At 74.0% G+C, this 24,500-nt stretch carries 24 protein-coding genes and 1 riboswitch; of the genes, 13 read left to right on the top strand and 11 right to left on the bottom strand.

Annotation, left to right across the window (positions count from 1 at the left end):
- Nucleotide 1 precedes the first annotated feature (1 nt).
- Nucleotides 2-1,498 carry a peptide MFS transporter gene (locus tag AC1C2V_RS07705; protein WP_495388988.1) on the bottom strand — a complete coding sequence of 499 codons (1,497 nt, stop codon included), beginning with the start codon at nucleotides 1,496-1,498 and terminating at the stop codon, nucleotides 2-4.
- Between the two features lie 197 nt (nucleotides 1,499-1,695).
- On the opposite strand from AC1C2V_RS07705, the gene AC1C2V_RS07710 reads away from it, so the two are divergent.
- Nucleotides 1,696-2,274 carry a dienelactone hydrolase family protein gene (locus tag AC1C2V_RS07710; RefSeq protein ID WP_495388989.1) on the top strand — a complete coding sequence of 193 codons (579 nt, stop codon included), beginning with the start codon at nucleotides 1,696-1,698 and terminating at the stop codon, nucleotides 2,272-2,274.
- Nucleotides 2,275-2,327: 53 nt separating this feature from the next.
- Here the strand turns inward: AC1C2V_RS07710 and AC1C2V_RS07715 are convergent, their stop codons facing one another.
- Nucleotides 2,328-2,492, bottom strand: a complete 165-nt coding sequence (locus tag AC1C2V_RS07715) for a hypothetical protein (RefSeq protein ID WP_495388990.1) — start codon at nucleotides 2,490-2,492, stop codon at nucleotides 2,328-2,330.
- A 113-nt stretch (nucleotides 2,493-2,605) separates the two neighbouring features.
- Between AC1C2V_RS07715 and AC1C2V_RS07720 the strand changes: the two genes are divergently transcribed.
- Entirely contained in the window at nucleotides 2,606-4,075 is a 1,470-nt protein-coding gene (locus tag AC1C2V_RS07720) for an amidase (RefSeq protein ID WP_495388991.1), read from the top strand.
- Nucleotides 4,076-4,223: 148 nt separating this feature from the next.
- The gene (locus AC1C2V_RS07725; protein ID WP_495388992.1) at nucleotides 4,224-4,397 is read left to right on the top strand and encodes a CsbD family protein; all 174 of its coding nucleotides are present in this window, start codon (nucleotides 4,224-4,226) and stop codon (nucleotides 4,395-4,397) included.
- 72 nt (nucleotides 4,398-4,469) lie between these two features.
- Here AC1C2V_RS07725 and AC1C2V_RS07730 read toward each other — a convergent pair whose 3' ends face one another.
- Nucleotides 4,470-5,957 carry an aminotransferase class V-fold PLP-dependent enzyme gene (locus AC1C2V_RS07730; protein WP_495388993.1) on the bottom strand — a complete coding sequence of 496 codons (1,488 nt, stop codon included), beginning with the start codon at nucleotides 5,955-5,957 and terminating at the stop codon, nucleotides 4,470-4,472.
- A gap of 34 nt (nucleotides 5,958-5,991) precedes the next feature.
- Nucleotides 5,992-6,108: riboswitch (SAM riboswitch) on the bottom strand.
- A 108-nt stretch (nucleotides 6,109-6,216) separates the two neighbouring features.
- On the opposite strand from AC1C2V_RS07730, the gene AC1C2V_RS07735 reads away from it, so the two are divergent.
- From AC1C2V_RS07735 to AC1C2V_RS07760, 6 genes are all read left to right on the top strand, one after another.
- Nucleotides 6,217-6,879, top strand: a complete 663-nt coding sequence (locus AC1C2V_RS07735) for an RNA polymerase sigma factor (RefSeq protein ID WP_495388994.1) — start codon at nucleotides 6,217-6,219, stop codon at nucleotides 6,877-6,879.
- The gene (locus tag AC1C2V_RS07740; RefSeq protein ID WP_495388995.1) at nucleotides 6,879-8,105 is read left to right on the top strand and encodes a serine/threonine-protein kinase; all 1,227 of its coding nucleotides are present in this window, start codon (nucleotides 6,879-6,881) and stop codon (nucleotides 8,103-8,105) included. Before AC1C2V_RS07735 ends, AC1C2V_RS07740 begins: the two co-directional genes overlap by 1 nt.
- Before the next feature lie 168 nt (nucleotides 8,106-8,273).
- Nucleotides 8,274-8,891 carry a CIA30 family protein gene (locus AC1C2V_RS07745; protein ID WP_495388996.1) on the top strand — a complete coding sequence of 206 codons (618 nt, stop codon included), beginning with the start codon at nucleotides 8,274-8,276 and terminating at the stop codon, nucleotides 8,889-8,891.
- A gap of 1 nt (nucleotide 8,892) precedes the next feature.
- Nucleotides 8,893-9,510, top strand: coding sequence for an OmpA family protein (locus AC1C2V_RS07750; protein WP_495388997.1), 618 nt, complete (start codon nucleotides 8,893-8,895; stop codon nucleotides 9,508-9,510).
- A 282-nt stretch (nucleotides 9,511-9,792) separates the two neighbouring features.
- Nucleotides 9,793-10,290 (top strand): rhodanese-like domain-containing protein, encoded by a 498-nt coding sequence (locus tag AC1C2V_RS07755; protein ID WP_495388998.1) that lies wholly within the window; start codon nucleotides 9,793-9,795, stop codon nucleotides 10,288-10,290.
- Nucleotides 10,287-11,564 (top strand): O-succinylhomoserine sulfhydrylase, encoded by a 1,278-nt coding sequence (locus AC1C2V_RS07760; protein WP_495388999.1) that lies wholly within the window; start codon nucleotides 10,287-10,289, stop codon nucleotides 11,562-11,564. Before AC1C2V_RS07755 ends, AC1C2V_RS07760 begins: the two co-directional genes overlap by 4 nt.
- A gap of 217 nt (nucleotides 11,565-11,781) precedes the next feature.
- Here AC1C2V_RS07760 and AC1C2V_RS07765 read toward each other — a convergent pair whose 3' ends face one another.
- Both AC1C2V_RS07765 and AC1C2V_RS07770 read right to left on the bottom strand, forming a co-directional pair.
- Entirely contained in the window at nucleotides 11,782-13,083 is a 1,302-nt protein-coding gene (locus AC1C2V_RS07765; RefSeq protein WP_495389000.1) for an FAD-binding protein, read from the bottom strand.
- The gene (locus AC1C2V_RS07770; RefSeq protein WP_495389001.1) at nucleotides 13,080-14,447 is read right to left on the bottom strand and encodes an MFS transporter; all 1,368 of its coding nucleotides are present in this window, start codon (nucleotides 14,445-14,447) and stop codon (nucleotides 13,080-13,082) included. Before AC1C2V_RS07770 ends, AC1C2V_RS07765 begins: the two co-directional genes overlap by 4 nt.
- Before the next feature lie 217 nt (nucleotides 14,448-14,664).
- On the opposite strand from AC1C2V_RS07770, the gene AC1C2V_RS07775 reads away from it, so the two are divergent.
- The 3 genes from AC1C2V_RS07775 to AC1C2V_RS07785 are packed head-to-tail and all read left to right on the top strand — an operon-like array spanning nucleotide 14,665 to nucleotide 18,214.
- A complete protein-coding gene (locus tag AC1C2V_RS07775) occupies nucleotides 14,665-15,897 on the top strand; it encodes an ROK family transcriptional regulator (RefSeq protein WP_495389002.1) in 1,233 nt (410 codons plus the stop codon).
- Complete coding sequence (locus AC1C2V_RS07780) at nucleotides 15,894-17,429, top strand: sulfatase family protein (RefSeq protein WP_495389003.1); 1,536 nt, start codon at nucleotides 15,894-15,896, stop codon at nucleotides 17,427-17,429. Before AC1C2V_RS07775 ends, AC1C2V_RS07780 begins: the two co-directional genes overlap by 4 nt.
- 59 nt (nucleotides 17,430-17,488) lie before the next feature.
- Entirely contained in the window at nucleotides 17,489-18,214 is a 726-nt protein-coding gene (locus AC1C2V_RS07785; RefSeq protein ID WP_495389004.1) for a class I SAM-dependent methyltransferase, read from the top strand.
- A 47-nt stretch (nucleotides 18,215-18,261) separates the two neighbouring features.
- On the opposite strand, the gene AC1C2V_RS07790 is transcribed toward AC1C2V_RS07785, so the two are convergent.
- Entirely contained in the window at nucleotides 18,262-19,278 is a 1,017-nt protein-coding gene (locus AC1C2V_RS07790) for an NADP-dependent oxidoreductase (RefSeq protein ID WP_495389005.1), read from the bottom strand.
- 50 nt (nucleotides 19,279-19,328) lie between these two features.
- A complete protein-coding gene (locus tag AC1C2V_RS07795) occupies nucleotides 19,329-19,715 on the bottom strand; it encodes a DUF1304 domain-containing protein (RefSeq protein ID WP_495389006.1) in 387 nt (128 codons plus the stop codon).
- Between the two features lie 102 nt (nucleotides 19,716-19,817).
- Here AC1C2V_RS07795 and AC1C2V_RS07800 point away from each other — a divergent pair, with 102 nt between their 5' ends.
- Entirely contained in the window at nucleotides 19,818-20,396 is a 579-nt protein-coding gene (locus tag AC1C2V_RS07800; RefSeq protein WP_495389007.1) for a TetR/AcrR family transcriptional regulator, read from the top strand.
- 54 nt (nucleotides 20,397-20,450) lie between these two features.
- Here AC1C2V_RS07800 and AC1C2V_RS07805 read toward each other — a convergent pair whose 3' ends face one another.
- From AC1C2V_RS07805 to AC1C2V_RS07820, 4 genes are all read right to left on the bottom strand, one after another.
- Complete coding sequence (locus AC1C2V_RS07805; RefSeq protein ID WP_495389008.1) at nucleotides 20,451-21,110, bottom strand: response regulator; 660 nt, start codon at nucleotides 21,108-21,110, stop codon at nucleotides 20,451-20,453.
- Nucleotides 21,107-22,558, bottom strand: a complete 1,452-nt coding sequence (locus AC1C2V_RS07810) for a histidine kinase (protein WP_495389009.1) — start codon at nucleotides 22,556-22,558, stop codon at nucleotides 21,107-21,109. The genes AC1C2V_RS07805 and AC1C2V_RS07810 overlap by 4 nt, the downstream gene beginning before the upstream one ends.
- A 148-nt stretch (nucleotides 22,559-22,706) precedes the next feature.
- On the bottom strand, nucleotides 22,707-23,636 hold the full coding sequence (locus tag AC1C2V_RS07815; RefSeq protein WP_495389010.1) for a hypothetical protein: 930 nt from the start codon (nucleotides 23,634-23,636) through the stop codon (nucleotides 22,707-22,709).
- A complete protein-coding gene (locus tag AC1C2V_RS07820) occupies nucleotides 23,636-24,349 on the bottom strand; it encodes an ABC transporter ATP-binding protein (protein ID WP_495389011.1) in 714 nt (237 codons plus the stop codon). Before AC1C2V_RS07820 ends, AC1C2V_RS07815 begins: the two co-directional genes overlap by 1 nt.
- Nucleotides 24,350-24,500: the final 151 nt, after the last annotated feature.

Genomic DNA, 24,500 nt, shown 5'->3' on the forward strand with positions numbered 1-24,500 from the left:
ATCAGTGGACGGGGTGCATGGTGCGCTTCATCCACGGCGACAGGGCCAGCACCACCAGGGCGACGACGACCGGGACCGCGCCGTTCACCGCGAAGTACACGCCGTCCGACACCTCGCCGTAGAAGCGGACCGTCTGCGCCTGGATGCCGTTGGCCAGCGCGATGGACAGGAACCACACCGCCATCGCCTGGCTGGAGAACGCGAGGGGGGCGAGCTTGGTGGTGGCCGACAGGCCGGTGGTCTGCAGCAGGACGTCGCCCAGGCCGAGCAGCAGCAGCGAGACCAGCATCCACCACACAGCGATCCGCCAGTCGCCGGACTGCCCGCTCACCGCCGGCACGAGGACGAGGTACGACAGACCACCGAGGAGCGCACCGAACGCGACCTTCTTCGAGGCGTGCGGCTGGCGCGGCCCCAGCCACGTCCACAGGGCGGCGACGAAGGGCGCGACGAGCACCTCCGCGGCGCCGAGGTAGGAGCTGAACCAGGCGGACGGGACGTCCCAACCGAAGATCGTGCGCTGCACGTGGTCCTCTGCCAGGAGGATCAGCACCGTGTACGCCTGGAACAGCACGAAGTTGAACGCGACCGACGCGAGCCACAGCACGAGGAACGGGCGCAGCCGGCCGCGCTCCTCGGTCGTCACGCGCGGGCTGCGGAACATTACCGTGAAGTAGACGATCGGCGCGACCATCGCGATCACGGTGAGCGCGTCCACGACGCCGGCGATGCTGAGGCGGTCCAGGAGGGCGAGCACGCCGAGGGCGACGACCACGACCGCCCCGACGCCGGCGAGCATCCAGCGCGTGCGTCGCGCGGCGTCCGGCGGCAGCGGTGCCTCGGCGGGCCGCCCGTAGCCCGGGATGCGGCGCCGGCCCACGACGTACTGGATCAGCCCGGCCGTCATGCCGATCGCGGCGGCGGAGAAGCCCCAGTGCCAGCCGACCTCGGCGCCGAGCCAGCCCGTGATGAGCGGGCCGACGAACGCGCCCACATTGATGCCCATGTAGTAGAGGGCGAACCCGGCGTCGCGCCGGTCGTCGTCGGTGGAATAGAGCTTGCCCACCAGGGTGGAGACGTTGGGCTTGAGCAGCCCGGTGCCGAGGCTGATCAGCACCAGGCCGATCCACGTCGAGATCTCCACCGGGATCGCCATCGTGTAATGGCCGGCGGCGATGAGGATGCCGCCCCACAGCACGCCGCGGTAGGAGCCGAGCACCCGGTCGGCGATCCAACCGCCGCCCACGGACACGAGATAGACCATGGTGCCGTAGCCGGCCGCGATGGACGCCGCGTTGCCGGGCTCCATGGCGAGCCCGTTGTCCGCGACCGACGCCGTGAAGTACAGGACGAGGATCGCCTGCATCCCGAGGAAGGAGAACCGCTCCCAGACCTCGAGGCTGAAGAGCGTCGCGAGGCCGCGGGGGTGCCCGAAGAACGCCCGGTCGTCGTGGGCGTCGGGGGCCGGGTCGACGGCGGGCGCGTCCTCGGTGGTCACGTGTGCCTCATGTGCCTCATGTACCCAGGCTGCCACCGGCGACCACTCCTCACCTTCCGTACGGCCCACCGGGTGGCCCGTCGGGTGACTCGTCGGGTGGCTCGTCGTCCGAGAACGCCCCACGACCGTGCGTGCCACGGGTGGGGCTGGAAGACTGGCCGACGGTCGTGACGAGCTGGTCGTGACGGGGAGGACGCATGGCCGAGATCCTGCTGTTCCACCATGCCCAGGGGCTGACACCCGGGATCGGCGACTTCGCCGAGCGCCTCCGGAGCGCCGGCCACACCGTGCACACGCCGGACCTGTTCGACGGCCGCTCCTTCGACTCGATCGACAGCGGGATGGCGTACGTCGAGGAGCTGGGGTTCGGCGAGATGCTCGAGCGGGGCACGCGGGCGGCCGAGGCATTGTCCGCCGAGCTGATCTACGCCGGGTTCTCGCTGGGAGTCCTGCCGGCACAGAAGCTCGCCCAGACCCGGCCCGGTGCCCGGGGCGCCGTCTTCTGCTACTCGTGCGTCCCGACGTCCGAGTTCGGCGGCTGGCCGGCCGGGCTGCCGGCGCAGATCCACGGCATGGACCACGACCCGATCTTCGTCGGCGAGGGCGACCTCGAGGCCGCGCGGGCGCTGGTCGAGGAGTCCGGGACGGCCGAGCTCTTCCTGTACCCGGGAGACCGGCACTACTTCGCCGACAGCTCGCTGCCCGGCTACGACGCTGACGCCACCGCGCTGATGACCGCCCGCATCCTCGAGCTCGTGGAGCGCGCGGACCGGTGAGCGCTCCACGACGAGGCGCCGGCGGCCGGCGCGCAGTCGGCGAGGTGGTCGCGCTACTGCGCCCGGAGGCGCTCTTCCAGCCCCTTGCGGACCTCGGGCCATTCATCGTCGACGATCGAGAAGTACGCGGTGTCGCCCACGGTGCCGTCGCCGGCGACGCGGTGCCCGCGCACCTCGCCGTCGTCGCCCAGGACGGCGAGGACGAGGTCGTGGATCACCCGCACATGATCGCCGAACAGGCGGTTGGCACCGGAATGCGTCCACGATCCGCGCGATCACGGTGTCAACCGCCTGTTCGGCAGCCCCGGGGTGGGTGGGTAGCGTGCGGGGCATGGATGCCCTGCACGAGAAGACCGCAGTCGAGCTGCGCGACCTGCTGCGGTCCGGCGAGCTCACGCCCACCGAGGTGGCCGACCACTTCCTGGCGCGGATCGAGCGCGCCAATCCCGGCCTGGGGGCGTTCGTCTCCGTCACGCCGGAGGCCGCGCGCGAGCGGGCGGCGCGGCTCGAGCGGGACGGCGGGCCCGCGACGCTGTGGGGCCTGCCCACCGGGGACAAGGACCTCTGGGCCCGCGCGGGGGTGCCCGCCGGCTTCGGGTCGCGCGCCTTCGCGGGCGACGCTGCGATCGTGCCGCCCGTGAGCGACGAGATCGTGCAGGTGCTCGACGCCGCGGGCATCGTGAGCCTGGGTCGCACGACGGCGCCCGAGCTCGGCTTCCCCGCGTACACCGAGCCGCTCGCCGGGCCGGTGGCGCGCAACCCGTGGGACCCCACCCTCGGCGCGGGCGGGTCCAGCGGCGGCGCGGCCGTGGCGGTCGCGGCCGGGCTGCTCCCGTTCGCCCCCGGGTCGGACGGCGGCGGGTCGGTGCGGATCCCGGCGGCGGCCTGCGGGGTGGTCGGGCTCAAGCCCAGCCGCGGGCTGATGCCTGCGGGGTCGGGCCAGGAGTCGATGGGCGGCCTGGTGGTGAACGGCCCCCTCGCCCGCACCACGCTGGATGCTGCCCTGCTGCTCGAGGGGATGCTGACCTGGACGGCCGACGGCCGGGTGGCCCACCCGCTGACCCTCCGCGCACCGTCGGCCCGCGCCGGGGAGTACCTGGCGGCCGCGCGGCGCGGCGAGGTCGGCGGCAGCGGCGGCGAGGACGTGCAGGGCCGGTTCCACGTGGCGGTCACGACCGACTCGGCGTGGGACCACTTCTACGAGATCACGACGTCCCCGGAGGCCCGCGCGGCGCTCGACGTCGGCGTCACGACGCTCAGCGGCCAGGGTCACGACGTCGAGCCGGTGCGGCTGGAGCCCGACCCCGCGTACGGCCCCGCGTTCCGCACCCTGTGGATGGCGGGCGCCTCGGCCGTCCCCCTCGACGACCCCGCGCAGCTCGACCTGCTGGAGCCGCTCACCCGCTGGCTGATCGGCCGCGGCCGGCAGGTGCCGGCCCGCGAGGTCGCCGAGGCGCTGCGGGCGCTCACCGCGTTCGAGCGTCGTCTGGTGGCGCAGGTCTCGCGGTACGACGCCGTCATGACGCCCGCGCTGGCCATGACCCCCCGCCCGCTCGGCTGGTTCGACCCCGAGGACCCGGAGCGCAACTTCGAGCAGCAGTGCCAGTACACGCCGTGGACGTCGATGCTCAACGTGGCGGGGCTGCCCGCGATCAGCGTCCCGACGCACATGACCAAGGACGGCCTGCCCATGGGCGTGCAGCTGATCGGCCGCCCGGGCGGCGAGACGACGCTGCTCGCTCTCGCGGCCCAGCTCGAGGACCGCCTGCGGTGGGCGGACCGGCACCCGCCGGCCTGGTGAGCGGCGACGCCCACCCGGTCATCGCCGTGAGCGCGGCTGGCCGGCGTGGGCGCCACACAGGGAACGGATTAGTACGCCCGGGTGCGAACGGCCGCGGGCTCGCCTACGGTCGACGTTCGAGGTCGTTCGTGCGACGGAAGGAGCCCCGATGGGACTCGCAGACAAGGCCAAGCACCTGGCTGACAAGGGTGAGGGCAAGGCCAAGGAGACAGCGGGCAAGCTCACCGACGACGAGAAGAAAGAGGCCGAGGGAAAGTCCCAGCAGGCCGGAGCGGACCTCAAGCAGGCGGGCGACAACGTCAAGGACGCGTTCAAGCGCTGACCTGCCCACGACGACGGGGGCGCCACCAGCGGTGGCACCCCCGTCGTCATGTCCGGAAGTTCTCTCGAGCGGTCAGACGTCGTCGGGCAGGCAGCCGAACGCCTCGTCGGCGCCGAGGGCGGCGGTGGCCAGCAGACCCTCCAGGCCGGAGCCCGGGGGCACGGGGCGCGGGTCCTCGACCACGACCCACAGGGAGTCCACCACGTCGTAGCGCGCCTGCGGCCCATCCGTGACGAGCGACCGGACGGCGGCGACGAGCCGCTCGACCTCCTCGCCCGCCGTGCCGAGGCCGACCGACGCCCGCACCGCCCCGGCGTCGAACCCGAGGCGCCCGAGCAGCGGGTGCGCGCAGAACCGGCCGTCGCGCACGCCGATGCCGTGCTCGGCCGACAGGTAGGCGGCGACCAGGCCCGGGTCGTAGCCGGAGACGGTGAACGTCACGACGCCCACCGGGTCGACGGCGTCGTCCCACACGTGCACGACCTCGACCCGGTCGACCTCCTCGAGGCCCGCGACCAGCCGGCGCCGCAGCACGTCCTCGTGCGCGCCCACGACGCGCGGGTCGAGGGCGGCGAGCTCGTCGCACGCGGCGGCGAGCGCCACCGCGCCGATCACGTTGGGCGACCCGGCCTCGTGCCGCGCCGGCCCCTCGTGCCAGTCCGTGCCCGCCGTGCGCACCCGGCGCACCGCGCCGCCGCCGGCGAGGTACGGGGTGCCGCCGTCCAACCAGTCGCGCCGCCCGACCAGGGCACCGGCGCCGAACGGCGCGTACGTCTTGTGCCCGGAGAACGCGACGTAGTCGACCCCGGTCTCCTCGAGGGAGAAGCGGCGGTGCGGCACGAGCTGCGCGCCGTCGAGGACGACGCGCGCGCCCGCTCCGTGCGCCGCGGCGACGACGTCGGCCACCGGCAGCGCCTCGCCCGTGACGTTCGACGCGCCGGTGAGCGCGAGCAGCGCGTACGGCCGGCCGGTGGCGACCCCCGCGGCCAGCTCCTCGGTGATCTCCGCGAGCGTCGCGGCGACCGACGGGCCGCCGGTCACGACGGTGGCGTCCGTGGACCGCTGCCAGGGCAGCAGGTTGGCGTGGTGCTCGATGTCGAGCACCAGCACCCGTCCCGGCTCGCCCGTCACCGGGTCGACGGGCACGCAGCCGGCCAGCAGGTTGAGGGAGTCGGTGGTGTTGCGGGTGACGATGGTCAGGTCGTCGTCGCGTGCGCCGACGAAGGCGCCGATCGTGCGGCGCGCCGTCTCGTAGAGCGCGGTCGAGACCTGCGACAGGTACCCGGCCCCGCGGTGCACGCTCGCGTACAGGGGCAGCACCTGGGTGACGCGGTCGGACACCGCCTGCAGGGCGGGCGCGGACGCGGCGACGTCGAGGTTGGCGTACGGCACGTAGCGGCCGTCGACGAGAGGCACGAGGGTGTCGGCGCCGACGACGGGCAGCACGGGGGCGACGTCGTGCACCGGCGGGGCGGCGTCGGTCGCGGCCACGCCGTCAGTGGGGGCGTTCTGCGGCCGGTGGAGCTGCGGCCGGTCGAGCTGCGTGGTGAGCGTAGTCATGGCTGGTCCTCCTCGGTGATGCCGGGGAGGTACCTCCCCGCGCTTGCCCTGGCGCCGGACGGCGCAGAGCCTGGTCGTCACCCGGGGCACCCCGCCGCGAGAGGAGGGTTGCCGGCCAGCGAGCCGGGGCTTGTCGCTGGCGCTCTTGACCTGCCGCCCATCGTGCGGTGACCGGCCCACGTCGTCAAGCGCTGGGACGGGCTTCTCACGATGCGGGCACGGGCTGGCCCCGGCGCCCGGCGCCCGGGAGAGTCCGTGCATGGTCTCCGTCCGCCGCGCCACGACCCTCGACGTCGACGCGCTCCTCCCCGGCGCGGAGCTCGACGTCGCGCTCCGTACCGGTGACGCGCACGCCGCCCGGCGCGCCGTGGCCGAGGCCGTGGCCGCCGCCGGGCCGGACGACGTGCTCGACGTGCTGGGCCGGCACGCCGCCACCGGCTCCGCGCTCTGCACCGAGCTGCTGGTCGAGCTGCTCGACGAGTCGGGTGTGGTGGGGCGGTTCGTGCGCGGCGCGCTCCTCGACGAGTCGGCGGTGGACGACGTGTGCCAGGACGTGCTGATCTCCGTCGCGGGGTCGGTGAGGTCGTTCGCCGGCGCCTCGAAGGTCACCACGTGGGTGCACGGCATCGTGCGCCACCGCGTGGTGGACCACCTGCGGCGCCAGCGGGCCACGTCCCCCCTGCCCGACGACGACGCCGCCCCCGGCACGCGGATGAGCTCGTTCATCGCCACACGCGCCACGGTGCGCGACGCGCTCGCCGCCCTGCCGGACCTCTACCGTGAGCCCGTGACGCTGCGCGACATCGAGGGCCTGCCGTACGCCGAGGTCGCCGACCGGCTGGGCCGCAGCCTCGGCACCGTGAAGTCCCAGGTGTCGCGCGGCCGCGCCCTGGTCGCCGCCGCCCTCGGGGGCGCACTCTGATGGCCGGTCAGGAGCTGATGGGGCGGTACCGGGTCGGGGACGTCATCGGCGTCGGGTCGTTCGCCACCGTGCACCGCGCCGTCGACGAGCGGCTCGACGACACCGTGGTCGTGAAGGTCCTCGCGGAGAATCACAGCCTCAACCCGGAGATCCGCGAGCGCTTCATCGCCGAGGGCCGGGCGCTGCGCCGGGTCGCGAGCCCGCACGTCGTCACCGTCTACGACATCGGCGAGAGCGACCGCCAGCAGCCGTACCTCGTGCTCGAGCACGCCGACCGCGGCACGCTCGCCGAGCGGGTCGCCAGGCTCCGCGCGGACGGCTGGACGGCGAGCCCCGCGGACGTGCTCGCCGTCGCCCGCGGGCTGGCCGCCGCGGTCGAGGCGGTGCACGCCGCCCGCCTGGTGCACCGCGACCTCAGCCCGGGCAACGTGCTGCTGCGCACCGGGCCCGACGCCCCCGCCGACGGCCCGGCGCCCGGCGAGGCCCCGTTCGCCGTCGTGCGCCCCGACGAGCGGCTCGTCGTGGCCGACCTCGGCATGTGCAAGGACCTGGCCCGCAGCTCCGGGCTCACCGTCGCGGGCGGCACCAGCGGGTTCCGGCCGCCCGAGCAGGACGGCCCCGGCACGGTCGACACCCGCGCGGACCTGTGGGCGATGTCGGCGCTGCTCGGCTGGCTCGCCGAGGGCGCCGACCTGCCGCGCGGCCTGCCGCGGGCGCTGCGCCGCAGCCTCGCGGACTCCCCGTCGAGGCGGCATCCCGACGTCGCCGCGTGGCTCGCGGACGTGGAGGCCACGCTCGCGCCCGCGGACGAGGCGCACGGCACGCCCGCCGGGTCGGCGGCCCCGGGGGCTCTCAGCCGACGGCGCCGCACGACGACGACGGCCGTCGTCGCCGTCGTGCTGGGCGCCGGGGTCGGCCTCGGCGCGGGGCTGGGCGCCGCCGCGTGGCTCGACGGCCAGCCCCGCGCGAGCGCCGGCGCCGCCAGCGTCGCGATCTCCGGGCCGGAGTCCGCCGTCGTCGGGGAGCCCGTCACGCTCACGGCCCGGGTCACCGGGGCCGACCACTGGGTGTGGACCCTGCCCACCGGGGCCTACACGGCCGACGACGGCACCGTCGAGCTCAAGGCGACCAGCGCCGGGCGCGCCGAGGTCGTGCTCGAGGCGCGGGCCGCCGACGGCACGGCCGTCATGGCCGTGCACCACCTCGACGTGGCCGACCCGGGCTGACACCACGGCGACCGCGGTGAGGGGGCCAAGGAGCCGGGCGAAGAAGCCGGCCGAAACTCGTGCGAATAAGTCTGGCCGGCGTGCAACCATTCCGCCGTCCCGCGCGACTCACCCCTGTCAGACGTAGTCAGAACCCATCAGGTCGAACCCTTCCGATCAGGAGAGATCATGCGACACCTGCCCCGCCGACTGGCACCGATCGCCGTCGTCGGCCTGCTCGCCCTCGGCGCCTGCTCCCCAGGCGGCGACGACGCCGAGTTCGACGACGCCGGCTCGACCGCCGACGCGGCGCCGAAGTCCGCAGAGGAGACCCCCACGGACGGGGCCGCCGCCGACGCCCCCGAAGGCACCGCGGGCGTCGACTTCCCAGACCCGGAGGACGTCATCGCGGACGCGACGTTCACCGTGCCTGGTACGGAGAAGGACGAGGTCCGCTTCGGGATCGAGTCGATCGTGGTCTCGGGCGGCACGATGGAGCTGCGACTCGTGATGACGCCGGAGTTCGACGACGGCGGCGGCGCCCCGTCCTTCTACGACGCCACCGGCGAGAGCTCCTCCCTCATCCTCATCGACCGGGAGAACCTCAAGGAGTACCGCGTCCTCGAGGCCGACGGCGGCGGCCGGTGGTACAAGAGCGACGAGGTCTACACGGAGGCGCTGCCCGGCCAGTCCGTGGGATACCAGGCGTTCTTCGCCGCGCCGGAGGACGAGATCACGACGGTCGACGTCAAGCTGGCCGACTCGTGGCCGGTGTTCGAGGACGTCCCCCTGACCTTCGAGGACTGACGTGCGACGCACACCTCTCCCGCGCCGGACGGCGCCGCTCGCGACGGTCCTGACCGTCGCGCTCACCACGGCCACCCTCGGCTCCGCGGCGTCCCCCGCGGCCGCGGCCGCGGACTCCTACGACTGGCCCGCCATCGACGCCCTCGACCTCGGCGAGCCCGCCCAGGAGCAGCGCGTCGCCTCCGTCACGGCGTACGTCGCCGGCGGCTCGGTCACTCGATATGTGGTCGAGGGCTCGGTCGACTCGGTCGACGACACGACGAAGGACGGCGGCGAGACCGTCGTCACCCTCTCGTCCGACATCCTCTTCGACTCCAGCGACGCCTCCCTGTCCAAGGTCGCCAAGGAGAAGATCGCCTCCCTCGTCGAGGACGTGCCGAAGGGGGCCGCGGTCAAGATCGACGGCCACACGGACACGGTCGACACCGACGCGTTCAACCAGAAGCTCTCGGAGCAGCGGGCGAAGGCCGTGGCGGGCGCGGTCGGCGACGCCCGCGGCGACCTGAAGCGCGACGTGCACGGCTACGGCGAGACGCAGCTCAAGATCGCCGAGTCGGGCGACGACGAGGCCGAGGACCGTGCCGCGAACCGTCGTGTCGAGATCCGCTACGGAGGCTGATCGTCAAGAGCCGCCGCGCGTCCCCACACGTTGTCCGCGCCGGGCGGGTAGGGGCCGTCGTGCGCGGCCGCCGGCCGGCCGCTCCGTGCGCGCCCACCGTGCACGTCGCGAGATGGGATGACCACCACGCGGACGCCGGGCGTACGATCGCCACGACCATCCCGAGCGGCCGAGTGACGTGGCACGTCGACGCCGCAGCAACCCGCGGGCCGGTCGCCGCCCTCCCGGCGGCGGTACGGACCGGACGAGGGTGCTACCGCCACGACCGATGGGAGGATTCCGATGACCACCCAGATCGATCCCCGCCCCGCCGACGGCTACGCCGGCGACCTCACCCCGCAGCAGGCGTGGGACCTCCTCGCCGGCGACCCGGACGCCGTCCTCGTCGACGTGCGCACCGAGGGCGAGTGGCGCGCCGTCGGCGTGCCCGACACCGCGAGCACGGGCAAGCGCCCCGTCTTCGTCGAGTGGGTCAAGGCCGGCGGGCGTCCCAACGCGGGCTTCCTCGCCGACCTCGCCGCGGAGGGCGTGACCGCCGACCGCCCGATCGTCTTCCTGTGCCGGTCCGGGCAGCGCTCGATCGGCGCCGCGCGCCTCGCGACGTCGGCCGGCCTGGGCCCGTCGTACAACGTGCTCGAGGGCTTCGAGGGCGGCCCCGGATTCGACGGCGTCCGCGACCGCGAGGGCTGGAAGGTGCGCGGCCTGCCCTGGGGCGCCTACGCCGACGGGGACACTTCGCAGGGCACCACAGGGGGCACCACGTCGGAGTCCCGCGCGTGAGCGCCTCGCGGCAGGGCGTCCCCACCGGACCGGCCGCCGACGACGTCACGCACGGCGGGTCGGGCCGCGGGCCGCTGCCCGCGACCGCGCGCCCGGCGACGCTCGCCGTGCGCGGCGGCCACCGCCGCTCGGACTACCAGGAGACGTCCGAGGCGTTGTTCCTCACCCAGGGCTACACCTACGACACGGCCGCCGACGCCGAGGCCTCGTTCTCCGGCGAGCTGTCGCGGTTCGTGTACTCCCGGTATGGCAACCCGACGGTGCACACGTTCGAGGAGCGGCTGCGCCTGCTCGAGGGCGCCGAGGCCTGCTACGCGACGGCGTCGGGCATGTCGGCGGTCTTCACGACGCTCGCGGCCCTGGTCTCTAGCGGCTCGCGCATCGTCAGCGCGCGTGCCCTGTTCGGCTCCACGAACGTCATCTACGACGAGATCCTCGCCAAGTGGGGCGTGCGCGTCGACTACGTGGACGGCCACGTGCTCTCCCAGTGGGAGGAGGCGCTCGCGACGCCGGCCGACGTCGTCTTCTTCGAGTCGCCGTCCAACCCGATGCAGGACCTGGTCGACGTGCGGGCCGTGGCGGACCTCGGTCACGCCGCCGGCGCCGTGGTCGTGGTCGACAACGTCTTCGCGACGCCGATCCTGCAGAAGCCGCTCGAGCTCGGTGCCGACGTCGTCGTCTACTCCGCGACCAAGCACATCGACGGCCAGGGCCGGGTGCTGGGCGGCGCCATCCTGGGCCCGCGCGAGTTCCTCGAGGGGCCGGTGCAGACGTTCATCCGCAACACGGGCCCGTCGCTCTCGGCGTTCAACGCCTGGGTGCTGCTCAAGGGTCTGGAGACGCTCGACGTCCGCGTCCGCGCGCAGAACGCCGCCGCGCTGCGGGTCGCCGAGGCGCTGGAGGGCTTCGACGAGATCGCCGCGGTGCGCTACCCGTTCCTGCCCTCGCACCCGCAGCACGACCTGGCGAAGTCCCAGCAGTCCGGCGGAGGCACGGTCGTGACGTTCGACCTGGCCGTGCCGGAGGGCACCGAGCCGGAGGCGGCGAAGAAGCGCACGTTCGCCTTCCTCGACGCCCTGCAGATCGTCGACATCTCCAACAACCTCGGCGACGCGAAGTCGATCATCACGCACCCCGCCACGACGACGCACCGCAAGCTCGGCCCCGAGGGCCGCGCCAAGGTGGGCATCGCGGAGACGACGGTGCGGCTGTCGGTCGGCCTCGAGGACACGCTCGACATCCTCGAGGACGTGGAGCAGGCCCTGCGCGCCTGAGCCGCGCACCGCTGGCCACCGGGTCCGGCACGCGACAGGCTGGTCGTCGTGACCCGTCGCCGACCGCCGGAGAGATCGCCGGGTGGTCGTCGACGACGCCGAGCACGTGCGGGCCGCCTGCGCCGCTATCGACAGCTGCTGGTGGACCCGGCCTTCCGGGTGTGGTCCTACCAGTTCGTGAGCACCCGCGGCCGCCGAACGGCCCGAGCCTGAGCGGTCAGTCCACCGGCAGGCCGAGCACCCGCTCCAGGTAGCGGTTGCGGAACTTGCGACCCGGGTCGGACTCCTCGACGAGCGCCCGGAACTCATCCGCCCGCGGGTACGACGACCGCACGACGGCCCCGTCGAGCGTGAACCACTTCCCCCAGTGCGGGCGGGGCGCGAAGGGCGCGAGCGCCGCCTCGACGACCGGGAGCACCTCGAGCACCTCGGCAGGGCTGTTGCGCCACGTCAGGTGGATGCCGAGCGAGTCCCGTCCGCTCGCCGGGCTCAGCCAGAGCTCGTCGGCCGCGACCGAGCGCAGCTCCGAGACGAGCACGAGGTGCGCGAACGTCTCGCTGACCGCCCGCAGCGCCCGCAGGGCGCCGGCGGCCACCGTGCGGTCGACGAAGTACTCCGTCTGGATCTCGTCGCCCCGGCTGGGGCTGGCGTCCGGGCGGAAGTGCGGCAGCCGCTGCCACCACGGCCCGGGCACGCCGCCCTGGACGGTCTGGTTGGGGTTCTGCCCCTCGGCGAGCTCCCCGGCCTCTGCCCGGGCCCAGCGCGCGCCGAACTCCGCGGGGTCGAGGGCGGGGTCCCAGTCCGCGGTCCGTGACTTGAGCCAGACCTTCCCTGCGACCTCCGGGTCGCCCCATCGCGGCATGACGGAGACGCTGAACGCCGCGCTCATGACGTCGTCGAGCCGGTCGAGCAGGACGGACCAGGGCAGGTCGAACCAGACGTCCTGCCTCACGTCGAAGGCGGGCACCAGGTCGAGCGTGACGGTCGTGACGACGCCGAGGGCTCCCAGCGCGAGGACCCGGCCGCCGAAGTCCGGGGCCTCGTCTCGGGTCCACCGCCGCAGCTCACCGTCGGCGGTCACCAGCTCGACCGCCGAGACGGCGCTCGAGAGGTTGCGGTTCCCGTCGCCGGAGCCGTGGGTGCCGGTGGCGCACGCCCCGGCCACGGAGATGTGCGGCAGGGATCCCATGTTGTGCAGCGCCCACCCGGTGTCGGCGAGGCCCGCGGCGACCTGCCCGTACGTGCTGCCGCCCGAGACCGTCACCCGCCCGGCGGCGTCGTCGAGCTCGAGCCGGGCCGGGAGGCCCTGCGCGCTGACCAGGACGCCCTCGGTGTCGGCCACGTCGTTGAATGAGTGCCGCGACCCCAGGGCGCGGACCCGCGGGGACGTGGCCACGAGCTCCTGGAGCTCGGTGACCGAGCGCGGTGTCCACACGCCGCGGGCCGCGAACCGGTGGCAGCCGGACCACGTCGCGCCGGCGTCCGCCGGCCCGTCGGCCGCGCGGAGGAGCGCGGTCACGCGGCGACCGTCCGGCTCTCGCCCGAGTCGGCTCCTGCGTTCTCGCCGTCCGCGCCGACGTCCGCCAGCTCGTTGCGGAAGGTCTCGCCCGCGCGCCAGATGCACAGTGCGCTGATCACGCAGGCGAGCACGAGGTAGGCACCCGCCGGCCACCACGACCCGGCGAGGGCGGTGAGCCCGACGGCGATCGCGGGCGTGGGCCCGCCGCCGATGAGCGCGGAGCCCTGGTAGACGACCCCGAGCCCGGTGTAGCGCACGCGCGTGCCGAAGAGCTCGGCGAACAGGGCGCTCTGGATGCTGAACATGAGGCCGGTCCCGATCGCATGCACGACGACGATGATCGCCCAGGTGGAGAACGCGTTGCCCTGCGCGATGATCGGGAAGTAGAGCAGTCCCCCGCCGACCGCGCAGATCGCGATCCCGGTCAGGTAGACGGGCCGGCGCCCGATCCGGTCGGAGATCCGCCCTGCCAGCGGCAGCACACCGAGCTGGACGACGGAGGAGATGACGAACCCGGTGAGGATGAGGCCGCTGCTCATGCCGAGGTAGGTCGTGACCCAGGAGACCGCGAAGACGTTGATGATGTTGAACGTGACGGCGTCGGCCATCCGGGCGCCGATGCCGAGCAGCACCGTCCTGGGCTGCTCGCGCAGCAGGGCCAGGAAGGGCGACTTCCGCTCGGACTGGGCGTCCGCCTGGAAGGCGGACGTCTCGGGCAGGTTCTTCCGGATGTAGAAGCCGAGAGCCAGGAACGGACCGCTCAACAGGAACGGGATCCGCCAGCCCCAGCCCAGGAGCTGGTCCTCGGGAAGCTGCTCCACCAGGGCGAAGATGCCCGTGGACGCGAGCAGCGCCGCCGGGGTGCCGAGCTGGTGAAAGCTCCCGGCGAGGCCCCGCTTGCCCTTCGGTGCGTTCTCCAGGGCGAGCAACGACCCGCCGCCGTACTCCCCGCCGATCCCGATCCCCTGCACGAGCCGCAGCAGGACGAGGAGCACGGCCCCGAGCGAGCCCGCGACGGCGTAGGACGGCAGCAGCCCCATGAGGAACGTGCCGCCCCCGATGAGGAACACGGTGAGGAGCAGGACGGGCTTGCGCCCCACCTTGTCGCCGAAGTGGCCGAAGATGATGGCGCCGAGGGGCCGGGTGACGAAGGCGACCGCGAACGTCCCGAAGGACTGGAGCAGCGCGACCGTCGGCGACGCCTCGGGGAAGAAGACATGGGGAAACACCAGAGCGGCTGCCGTGCCGAAGATCCAGAAGTCATACCACTCGAGGAAGGCACCGGAGAACGCGGCGATCGTGGCGCGCCGTGAGGTGACCGGGGCGGGGTGCGCCAACTCCGGGTGTGAGCGGGGAGACGTCATCGTCGGCCTTCCTTCGTCTCGGACGTCGCCACGTTCGAGGCGACGCGTCGCGGCGACGCTCGTCGGCCGCGACTTCCAGGACGCTAAGGAGCGGCCTTTTTTCCGTCAACAACCTGACAGAAACTTCTCCGCCCTGTTGCCCGCCTCCTCGCCGGTCGGCAGACATCTTTCTGTCGGCTTCTTGTCGGAAAAACGGGATCGTTCCTACCCTGGCCCGGTGACGACGACCACCGGGGCCCCCGCCCTCGTCCGATGGCGGCACGAGGCGCATGTGCTGGCCGCGCTCCGCGAGCACGGTGCCCTGCGCCGCGCCGAGCTCGCGGCCGCCACGGGGCTGTCGCGCACCACGCTGTCGGAGATCGTCGGCGACCTCGTCGAGCGGGGCGCCGTCCGCGTGGTCGCCACCGACGCGGCCGGCCGCCGCGGCTCCGGACGGCCCGCGGAGATGCTCGCGCTCGACCCGGCGTCCGGCCAGTACCTCGGCATCGACCTCGCGCACGCCGCGGTGCACGTCGCGGTCGTCGACGCGAGCCACGACGCGATCGCGTCGGAGCACCGCGAGGTGAGCCCCGACGCCGCGTGGGACGAGCGCGTCCGCGCGGCGCTCGAGGTGGTCGACGAGATCGCCGCCGCCGGGACCCGCCTCGACGCCCTCCAGGGCGTCGGCGTCGGGCTGCCCGGCCCCTACTCCCCCGCCTGGTCGGCGGACCACACCGGGGCGACGGAGTCGTCGGCTGCCGCCCGCAGGCAGGTCGAGGACGCCGTGCACGACCGGTTCGGGCTCTCGCCCCTGCTGGACACCAACACCCGGCTCGCCGCGCTCGCCGAGGCGGTGCGGACGCCGGGCACCGACCAGGACCTCGTGTACCTGCGCGTGGCCACCGGTATCGGGGGCGGCATCGTCGTCGGCGGGCGGCTCGTGCACGGCGGGCGGGGCCTGTCCGGCGAGCTCGGGCACGTCACGGTCCGCCAGGACGGCCGTCTCTGCCGGTGCGGCAAGCAGGGCTGCCTGGAGACCGTGGCCTCCGTCCCCGCGATCCTCGCCACGTGCGCCGAGCGCGGGCTCGACCTCGGCTCGCTGCGCGAGCTCGAGCGGGCCGTCGACCGCGCCGACCCGACGCTCGAGGCCGTGCTGCGCGAGGCGGGGACCGCCACCGGCCAGGTGCTCGCCTCGACCGTGCTCGCGCTGAACCCCACCGACGTCGTCGTGGGCGGGGCCCTCGCCGCCGTCGCCCCGCCGTTCGTGCAGCAGATCGCCTCGACCGTCACGTTCCAGGTCCACCCGATCGACGGCGCCCGCCCCCGGGTGCGCACCTCCGACCTCGGGGACTCGGGCGGGGCTGTCGGGGCTGTCGTCGCCCTGCAGCACCGCACGTCCCTGCTCGCGGACTATCCCGGAGGCCCCGGCGCCTCCTCCATCTCGTCACCACCCCGAAGGAGTACCTCATGACCGCTGCGACCGGACCGAGCGACACGAGGCGCACGAACGTCCTGTTCCTCATGACCGACCAGCACCGGGTGGACACCCTCGGCGCCTACGGCAACCCGATGGCGCACACCCCGGTCCTCGACGCGCTCGCCGCGAGCGGTACCCGGTTCGACCGCTGGTACACCCCGACCGCGATCTGCACGCCCGCCCGCGCGAGCCTGCTCACCGGTCAGGCGCCGTTCCGCCACAAGCTGCTGGCCAACCACGAGCGCAACGTCGGGTACCTGGAGGACCTCGCCGACGGCGTCTTCGCTTTCCCGCAGGCCCTGCGCGCCCACGGCTACAACGCCGGGCTGGTGGGCAAGTGGCACGCGGGCACCCACAAGGAGCCCGTCGACCTCGGGCTCGACGGGATCCATCTGCCCGGGTGGCACAACGCCGTCGACCACGCGGACTACCTGGACTACCTCGCCGAGCGCGACCTGCCGCCCTACGAGATCAGCGACCGCGTCCGCGGGACGCTGCCCAACGGCGGGCCGGGCAACCTCCTTGCGGCACGGCTGCACCAGCCGCTCGAGGCGACGTTCGAGCACTACCTCGCCACCCGCACGATCGAGATGCTCGAGCGGTACGCCGACGACTTCCGCAGCGGCGCCAAGCCGTTCTTCCTCGAGCTGAACTTCTTCGGCCCGCACCTGCCCTACGTCGTGCCGGACGAGTACTTCGACCTGATCGACCCGGCCGACGTCGAGCTGCCGCGCTCGATCGCGGAGACGTTCGCGGGCAAGCCGCCGGTGCAGGCGAACTACAGCGCGCACTGGACGTTCGACACGATGCCGATCGAGACGACACGCAAGCTGATCGCCGTCTACTGGGGCTACGTAGCGATGATCGACCTTGAGATCGGGCGGGTGCTGGACGCGCTCGACCGGCTCGGCCTCACCGACGAGACCGCGGTCTTCTTCTCCTGCGACCACGGCGAGTTCACCGGCGCCCACCGCCTGCACGACAAGGGCCCGGCGATGTACGAGGACATCTACCGCACCCCCGGCATCCTCCGGATCCCCGGCGGGCCGGCAGGACAGGTCCGCACCGAGTTCGTCAGCCTGCTGGACTGCACGGCCACGATCCTCGAGCTTGCGGGGATCGATCCCGCGCCGGCGGTGGACTCCCGGTCACTCGTCCCGCTGGCAGCCGGCGAGAGCCCCGAGTGGGCCGAGGACATCGTCTGCGAGTTCCACGGGCACCACTTCCCGTACCCACAGCGCATGCTGCGCACCGACCGGTACAAGCTCGTGGTCAACCCCGACTCCACGAACGAGCTGTACGACCTGCACAACGACCCCGACGAGCTGTCCAACGTCTACCACCACCCCGAGATGGGCGAGGTCCGGCGGGCCATGATGCGGCGGCTGTACCAGGTGCTGCGCGAGCGCGGCGACAACTTCTACCACTGGATGACCACGATGTACGACGTCGGCGAGGTCGACCACGACCCCACCCAGTCCGGTCTCGACGAGACCACCTACGTGGGGGCGTCCGCGCAGGGCTGACGGCGCGGCGCACACCAATTCGCTGGAACGGAGCGCCCACCCTTCCCTAGCGTCGGACCATGCCCGACGCGATCTTCGACGACCCCACGCTGGCCCGGCTGTACGACCCGCTCGACCCGGACCGCAGCGACCTCGACGCGTACCTGGCGCTCGCCCGCGAGCTCGGCGCGCGCAGCGTGCTCGACGTCGGCTGCGGCACGGGCACGTTCGGGGTGCTGCTCGCGGACAGGGGTTTCGACGTCGTGGGAGTGGACCCGGCGGCCGCCTCGCTCGACGTCGCGCGCGGCAAGCCCGGCGCCGAGCGCGTGCGCTGGCTGCACGGGGACGCGACCACGCTGCCGGCCCTGCAGGTGGACCTCGCGACGATGACGGGCAACGTCGCGCAGGTCTTCCTCACGGACGACGACTGGGCGGCGACGCTGCGCGGCGTCCGCGCGGCGCTCGCCCCGGGCGGGTACCTCGTCTTCGAGACCCGTGACCCGGCACGCCGCTACTGGGAACGCTGGACGCGGGAGCACACCTTCGCACGCACCGACGTGCCCGGGTTCGGCGTCGTCGAGACATGGACCGACCTGACCGACGTCTCCGAGCCCTTCGTCACCTTCCGCGGCACCATCGCGCTGGCGGACGGGCGCGTGCTGCACTCCGACTCCACGCTGCGTTTCCGCGAGCACGACGAGATCGAGGCGTCGCTGGCCGACACCTGCTACGTCGTCGAGCAGGTGCGCGACGCCCCCGACCGGCCCGGGCTGGAGTGGGTGTTCGTCGCCCGGGCCGCTGGTTGAGCTCGTCGAAACCCTGGTCTCGACGAGCTCGACCGACGCGTGCGGGATCAGCCGGCGATGCGGACGACCATCTTCCCGGTGTTGGCGCCGCGCATCATGTCGACGAACGCCTGCGGGGCGTTCTCGATGCCGTCGACGACGGTCTCGTCGTAGGCGATCTTGCCCTCGGAGAACCAGCCGGTCATGAGCTCGCGGAACTCGGCCCCGTGGTGGAGGTACCCGCCGATCGTGAAGCCCTGCATCCGCAGGCCGCGGGTGATGAGGTTCGCCATGTTGTCCGGCCCGGGCACGCGGTCCGTGGTGTTGTAGCCGGCGATGGCGCCGCACAGCGCGATCCGCCCGCCGTCGTTCATGACGTCCAGCGCCGCGGTGAGGTGGTCGCCGCCGACGTTGTCGAAGAAGACGTCCACACCCCCGGGCACCAGCCCGGGGAGCTGCTCGCGCACGGGCGCGTCCTTGTAGTTGAGGGCGGCGTCGTAGCCGTACTTCGAGGTGAGCAGCTCGACCTTCGCGGCCGACCCGGCCGAGCCGACGACCCGCCCCGCGCCGAGCAGCCGCGCGATCTGGCCGGCGGCCGTGCCGACGGCCCCCGCCGCGCCCGAGACGAAGACGGTGTCCCCCGGCCGCATGCCCGCGATCGCGGTGAGCCCGACGTAGCCGGTGAGGCCCGTCATGCCGAGGATGCCCAGGTGCAGGGACAGCGGCACGCCCGGGAGCTCCGGGACGATGCGGAAGCCGCGCGCGTCCTCCTGGACGACGTCGCGCCAGCCATGCTGGTGCAGCACCACCGCGCCGGCGGGCACGTCGTCCGACGCGGACTCCACCACGCGGCCGATCGCGCCGCCCGTCATGGTCTCCCCGAGCCGGAACGGCGGGGTGTAGCTCTTGACGTCGTTCATCCGCCCCCGCATGTACGGGTCGACGGAGACGAACTCGTTGGCCACGCGGACCTGCCCGGGCTCGAGGTCGCCGTAGGTGACCTGCACGGTGCGGAAGTCGTCCGGCGCGGGCCACCCGGTGGGGCGGGCGGCGAGCTGGACCTGGGTGCTGACGATCGTGGACATGCGGGTGGAGCCTTCTTCCGGGTGTGGCGGCGTGCGGTGTGGCGCGAAGGTCAGAGCGCGAGGCCCACGACGAGCGCGACGACGGCGAGCAGCGGCACGGCGCCCTGCTTGAGGGCCGCGCCGCGCTTGCCGGGCGAGGACAGGAACAGGACGAGCGCGGCGGCCAGCATGCTGCCGGTGCCGGCGAGGACGAGTGCCGCGCCGGCCCCCGTGGTCCCGGCCGCGACGAGCACGATGCCCACCGCAGTGACGACGGCGAGGAACAGGTTGTAGAAGCCCTGGTTGAAGGCCAGCTCGCGCGTCGCGACGGCCTCCGGCTCGCTGGTGCCGAACGTGGCCCGTGCCCGGGGCGTGGTCCACGCGAGGGACTCGAGCCAGAAGATGTACACGTGGAGCGCCGCGGCGACTCCCGCCAGGACCAGTCCTGTGCCGACCATCGGTGCCCCCTGCTGCCTGCCCGGCCGGGGCGGCCGGGTCGATTCTGCAACGGTCGGTCCACTGTATATACTACAACGAGCGTTTCACAACTTGGAGGCACGATGGGCAGGGCGCAGGGGTTCGAGACCGTGCAGGTGGTCCGGGCGGCCCGCGAGGTGTTCTGGCACGACGGCTACGCGGAGGCGTCGGTCCCCGCGCTGGAACGGGCCACCGGGCTGAACCGGTCGAGCCTCTACCACGCGTTCGGGTCCAAGCGCGGCCTGTTCGACGCGGCCGTGCAGAGCTACCTCGACGAGGTGGTGCGCCCCCGCCTGCGCCCGCTGGTCGCCGACGACGTGGACCCCGGCGCGCTCGTCGCCTACCTCGCCGGCCTGCGCGCCGCGCTCGCCCGCGCGGACGAGATCCAGGGCACCTCCGGCTGCCTGCTCGTCAACACCTCGAGCTCGCCGATCGCGCGCGACGACGCCGTCCGGCAGACCGTGGCCGACTACCGCGCCGAGCTGCACGACGCGCTCGGCCGCGGGGTCGCGGCGATGCTCCCGGACGCCGGGCCGGCCGAGGTCAGCCGGCTGGCCGACGTCTGCACGGCCCTCGTGATCAGCGCGTTCACCCTGGTGCGCGTCGACCCGCCGAGCGCCCTGCACTGCCTGGACACCGCCGTCGAGCTGCTCGAGCACTGACCCGCCCGAGCAGCGACTCGTTGGTCGAGGTGAACGTGCCGTCGCCGGAGGCGGTCAGCCGCGCGGCACGACCAGGCCCGAGTCGTACGCCCACACCACGAGCTGCACGCGGTCGCGGGCGCCGGTCTTGGTCATGATCCGGCTCAGGTGGGACTTCACCGTGCTGGGCTCCAGGAAGAGGCTCGCCGCGATCTCCGCGTTCGACGACCCGCGGCACAGCAGCTCGACGATCTCCCGCTCCCGGGGCGTGAGCAGCCCCGCGGCCGCCTCGTCGAGGGCCGCCGGGCCCCGGCGGCGGGCGAACTCGTCGATCACCCGGCGGGTGAGGGACTGGTCGACCAGCCCGTCCCCCGCGGCGACGCGGCGCACGGCGTCCACGAGCACGTCGGGCTCGGCGTCCTTGAGCAGGAAGCCCGAGGCCCCCGCCTCGAGGGCGCCGAACACGTAGTCGTCGAGGTCGAACGTGCTCACCACGAGCACCGGCACCCGGTCGTCGACGTCCGGGCCGGCGAGCTCGCGCGTCGCGGTGATGCCGTCGCCGCCGGGCATGCGCACGTCCATGCACACGACGTCGGGGCGCACGCGGCGCGCCACCCGCACCGCGTCGGCGCCGCTCGACGCCTCGCCCACCACCTCCAGGCCCTCGCTCTCGAGGATCACGGTGAACCCGGCGCGCACCACGGCCTGGTCGTCGACCAGCACGACGCGCGTCATCGGTCCGCCCGCTCGCCGTCCGGGCGCGCGGCGCCACCGGGCACGGGCACGGGATCGGGCTCGGGCTCGGGCTCGGGCACGGGCACGGGCACGGGCACGGGCACGGGCACAGGCTCGGGCTCGGGCGTCGTCTCGGGCTCGGTCGCCGTCGGGCCCACGGCGCGGGGCACCGTGAGCCGCACCTGCCAGCCGCCCCCGGCGACCGGGCCGGCCGCGAGGGTGCCGCCCACCAGCACGGCGCGCTCCGTCATGCCGATCACGCCGTGCCCGGGCAGGCCCTCCTCGGGGCTCTGCTCTGCGTCATCCAGGCGGCCGTTCGGGCTGCCGGAGCCGTTGCGCACCGTGACCTCCAGCGCGACGTCGTCGTACGCCGTCGCGACCTCCACGGGACTGCCGGGGGCATGCCGGCGCGCGTTCGCGAGCGACTCCTGGAGCACCCGGTACACCGTGAGCTGCACGGTCGGTGGGAGGTCGTACCGCTCGCCGCGCCGCCGCTCCTGCACGCGCGTGCCGGTGCTCCGGGCGAGGTCGAGCAGCGCGGGCACGTCCGCGAGGGTGGGCTGCGGGGCCGCCGGCGCGTCGTCGTCCCGGGTGGCCGAATCACGCAGGATGCCGACCACGAGCCGCAGGTTGTCCAGCGTCTCGCGCCCCTGCGCGCGAATCCACCGCAGCGACTCCCGCGCGCGCTCCGGGTCGCGGTCCACGAGCCGCTCCGCGGCCGATGCCTGGACGACGATCCCGGACAGGTGGTGCGCCGCGACGTCGTGCAGCTCGCGAGCCATGCGCCCGCGCTCGGCGAGCACGGCCCGCGCCGCCAGCACCTCGCGCTGCCGCTCGGCCTGCTCCACACGGGCGTGCAGCTGCGCCAGGAGCTCGCGCCGCGTGCCCACGTACGCACCGACGAGCACGGCCCCGAGGTAGGTGATCAGGGCGGACACCAGCCCGCCCCCGAGCTGGGTGGCGACCGGGACCCCGAGCTCGTCCGCCGTGGCCGGGCCGCCGAGGACGTAGCCGAGCAGCACCTGCACGACGGCGGTGGTGCCCGCGACCCACAGCGCCGACCGCCGCGAGGCGTAGGCGCCGAGGGAGTACGCCGCGACAAGGCCCGCCGGCGCCTGGAAGTTCACGAACGCCGGCAGCAGCGGCACCAGCGCGAGCTGGCCCAGCAGCGTGAGCGAAAGGCACAGCAGGGGCGACCGGCGGCGCAGGGCCAGCGCCATCGCCTGCCCGACCAGCACCACGCACGCCGTGGTCCGGGCGCCGACGCTCATGACGTCGAGCGACGGGTCCGCGCCGAACGCGGCGCCGATGTCTGACGGCACGACCTGCAGCACCGTGAGGAACACCACCACGGAGACCGCCGCGACGACGGCGCCGAGCAGGGCGTCCCGACCCGTGGAGGTCCGGACGCCGAGGGCGTCGAGGCGGCGGCGCAACGCGTCGAGCACGGATTCCTCCGGTGACTGGTGAGGCCGAACAGGGGGTGAAAAGTGTCGCAGGGGTTGCGGGCGGCACGGTCGCCGTGCGTCGCCCGGCCCACGGTACGGGGTCCGGGGGCCGGGCGACGTCGGACGAGACCAGGCGAGATCGGTCAGGTCAGGCGAGGTCGCGCCGCCGGAAGACCGCCCCGGCCGTGACGAGCAGCAGGGCCGCCCAGACGACCAGGCCGACGAGCGCCGCGGCGGCGCCCATGCCTGCCGCCGCCGTCCCGCCGAACAGCTCGGCCGTGCCCCGCCCCGCCGACGCGAGGGAGCCGAGCGTGATCGGCAGCCACGACGTCGCCGTCGAGGCACCGCCCGTCAAGAGGAGCGTCGCGGCCTGCACCATCGGCTCGAAGAGCGCGAGGGCCACGACCACGACGACCGCCGCGACCTGCCCGCGCACGAGCGTGCCCACCGCGAGGCCGAGCCACGCGAGCAGCACCATGACGGCGAGCCCGCGACCCCACCCGCCCAGGGCCTCCCCGGGGCTGATGGCGAGGCTCGCCCCGGTCGTCGTCGCGACGGCGACGACCAGTCCGAGCGCCGTGACCACGACGAGCACCGCGCCCGTGACGAGGGCCGCCGTGGCGGTCGCCCCCGCCTTGCCCGCGAGGATCCGCAGGCGGTCGGGGACGGCGAGCGCCGTGGGCACGATGCCGCCCGTGCGGAAGTCCGTCGTGGCGGCGAGCGCCCCGAGCAGCAGCATGCACAGGGCCGTGACGCCGCTGGAGCCGGAGCCGGCGGGCCCGTTGCCCATGAGGTCGAGCAGGGCGCCCTGGGCCGACGCGGCCCCGAGGTCGGTGGCCGCGGCGAGGTCGGACAGAAGCTCGGTGGTGTCGCCCGGGGACGCCTGCACGCCGACGTGGAACCCGGCGTCGGTGCCGGACCCGCCGCTGAGCGCCTCCAGGGTGCGCAGCGTGCGCGGCAGCACGAGGGTGAGGACCTGCGTGAGGACCATGCCCGCGGCCGCGACGGCCGCGATGATCCAGGGTGTCCGGGTGGTCCGGAGCTTGAGCAGCTCGGCACGAAGCTCGGCGGGGAACATCAGCGCACTCCTTCGGTGGCGGCGGTGAGGTCGAGGTAGACGTCCTCGAGGGACCGGTCGGTGACGAGGTCGGCCATCGGGCCGGCGGCGACGACCTGGCCCTGGCCGATCACGACCAGGTCGTCGGCCACCTGCGCGACCTCGGCGAGCACGTGGCTGGCCAGCAGCACCGTGCCGCCGTCGTGGGCGAAGGAGCGCAGCAGCTCGCGCAGCCAGCGCATCCCCGCGGGGTCGAGCCCGTTGGCGGGCTCGTCGAGGACCAGCACCTCCGGCCGGCCCAGCAGGGCGGCGGCGATCCCCAGCCGCTGCTTCATGCCGAGGGAGTAGGTGCGCACGCGGCGGTCCGCGGCGGGCGTCATGCCGACGGCGGCGAGCACTTCGTCCACCCGGCGCGCGGGCAACCGGGACGCCGACGCGAGCACGCGAAGGTGGTCGCGGCCGGTGCGGCCGGGGTGCAGGCCGCCCGCGTCGAGCAGCGCCCCGACGACGCGGGCCGGGCGCTCGAGGTCGGCGTACCGGCGGTCGTCGAACGTCGCGGTGCCGGCGTCCGCGCGGGACAGGCCGAGCAGCACGTGCAGCGTGGTGCTCTTGCCCGCGCCGTTGGGCCCCAGCAGCCCGACGACGCGGCCCGGTGCGGCCGTGAACCCGACGTCGTGCACGGCCTCGAAGCCGCCGTAGGACTTGTGCAGCCCGTCGATCCGGATGGTGGTCATCCGTCCTCCCCTGTCGTCCCGCTCGTGCGCCGGCGCCGTCCGCGCCGGTGACCACCAGCCTTCCGTCGGGGCCCCGTCCGGTCTTGGTGCGTAGGTCGGAACCCGCGTTGCGCCTTCCGGCGGAAGGACCTGTTCGACGGGGCTGTGGATG

It is taken from the genome of Isoptericola sp. Y541 (assembly GCF_059445465.1).

Coding starts and splice junctions, on each gene's coding strand:
- AC1C2V_RS07735 (WP_495388994.1), top strand. CDS start 6,217: ATGGTCTCCGTCCGCCGCGCCACGACCCTCGACGTCGACGCGCTCCTC.
- AC1C2V_RS07790 (WP_495389005.1), bottom strand. CDS start 19,278: ATGTCCACGATCGTCAGCACCCAGGTCCAGCTCGCCGCCCGCCCCACC.
- AC1C2V_RS07745 (WP_495388996.1), top strand. CDS start 8,274: ATGCGACACCTGCCCCGCCGACTGGCACCGATCGCCGTCGTCGGCCTG.
- AC1C2V_RS07740 (WP_495388995.1), top strand. CDS start 6,879: ATGGCCGGTCAGGAGCTGATGGGGCGGTACCGGGTCGGGGACGTCATC.
- AC1C2V_RS07800 (WP_495389007.1), top strand. CDS start 19,818: ATGGGCAGGGCGCAGGGGTTCGAGACCGTGCAGGTGGTCCGGGCGGCC.
- AC1C2V_RS07730 (WP_495388993.1), bottom strand. CDS start 5,957: ATGACTACGCTCACCACGCAGCTCGACCGGCCGCAGCTCCACCGGCCG.
- AC1C2V_RS07720 (WP_495388991.1), top strand. CDS start 2,606: ATGGATGCCCTGCACGAGAAGACCGCAGTCGAGCTGCGCGACCTGCTG.
- AC1C2V_RS07755 (WP_495388998.1), top strand. CDS start 9,793: ATGACCACCCAGATCGATCCCCGCCCCGCCGACGGCTACGCCGGCGAC.
- AC1C2V_RS07820 (WP_495389011.1), bottom strand. CDS start 24,349: ATGACCACCATCCGGATCGACGGGCTGCACAAGTCCTACGGCGGCTTC.
- AC1C2V_RS07815 (WP_495389010.1), bottom strand. CDS start 23,636: ATGTTCCCCGCCGAGCTTCGTGCCGAGCTGCTCAAGCTCCGGACCACC.
- AC1C2V_RS07805 (WP_495389008.1), bottom strand. CDS start 21,110: ATGACGCGCGTCGTGCTGGTCGACGACCAGGCCGTGGTGCGCGCCGGG.
- AC1C2V_RS07795 (WP_495389006.1), bottom strand. CDS start 19,715: ATGGTCGGCACAGGACTGGTCCTGGCGGGAGTCGCCGCGGCGCTCCAC.
- AC1C2V_RS07710 (WP_495388989.1), top strand. CDS start 1,696: ATGGCCGAGATCCTGCTGTTCCACCATGCCCAGGGGCTGACACCCGGG.
- AC1C2V_RS07725 (WP_495388992.1), top strand. CDS start 4,224: ATGGGACTCGCAGACAAGGCCAAGCACCTGGCTGACAAGGGTGAGGGC.
- AC1C2V_RS07770 (WP_495389001.1), bottom strand. CDS start 14,447: ATGACGTCTCCCCGCTCACACCCGGAGTTGGCGCACCCCGCCCCGGTC.
- AC1C2V_RS07785 (WP_495389004.1), top strand. CDS start 17,489: ATGCCCGACGCGATCTTCGACGACCCCACGCTGGCCCGGCTGTACGAC.
- AC1C2V_RS07780 (WP_495389003.1), top strand. CDS start 15,894: ATGACCGCTGCGACCGGACCGAGCGACACGAGGCGCACGAACGTCCTG.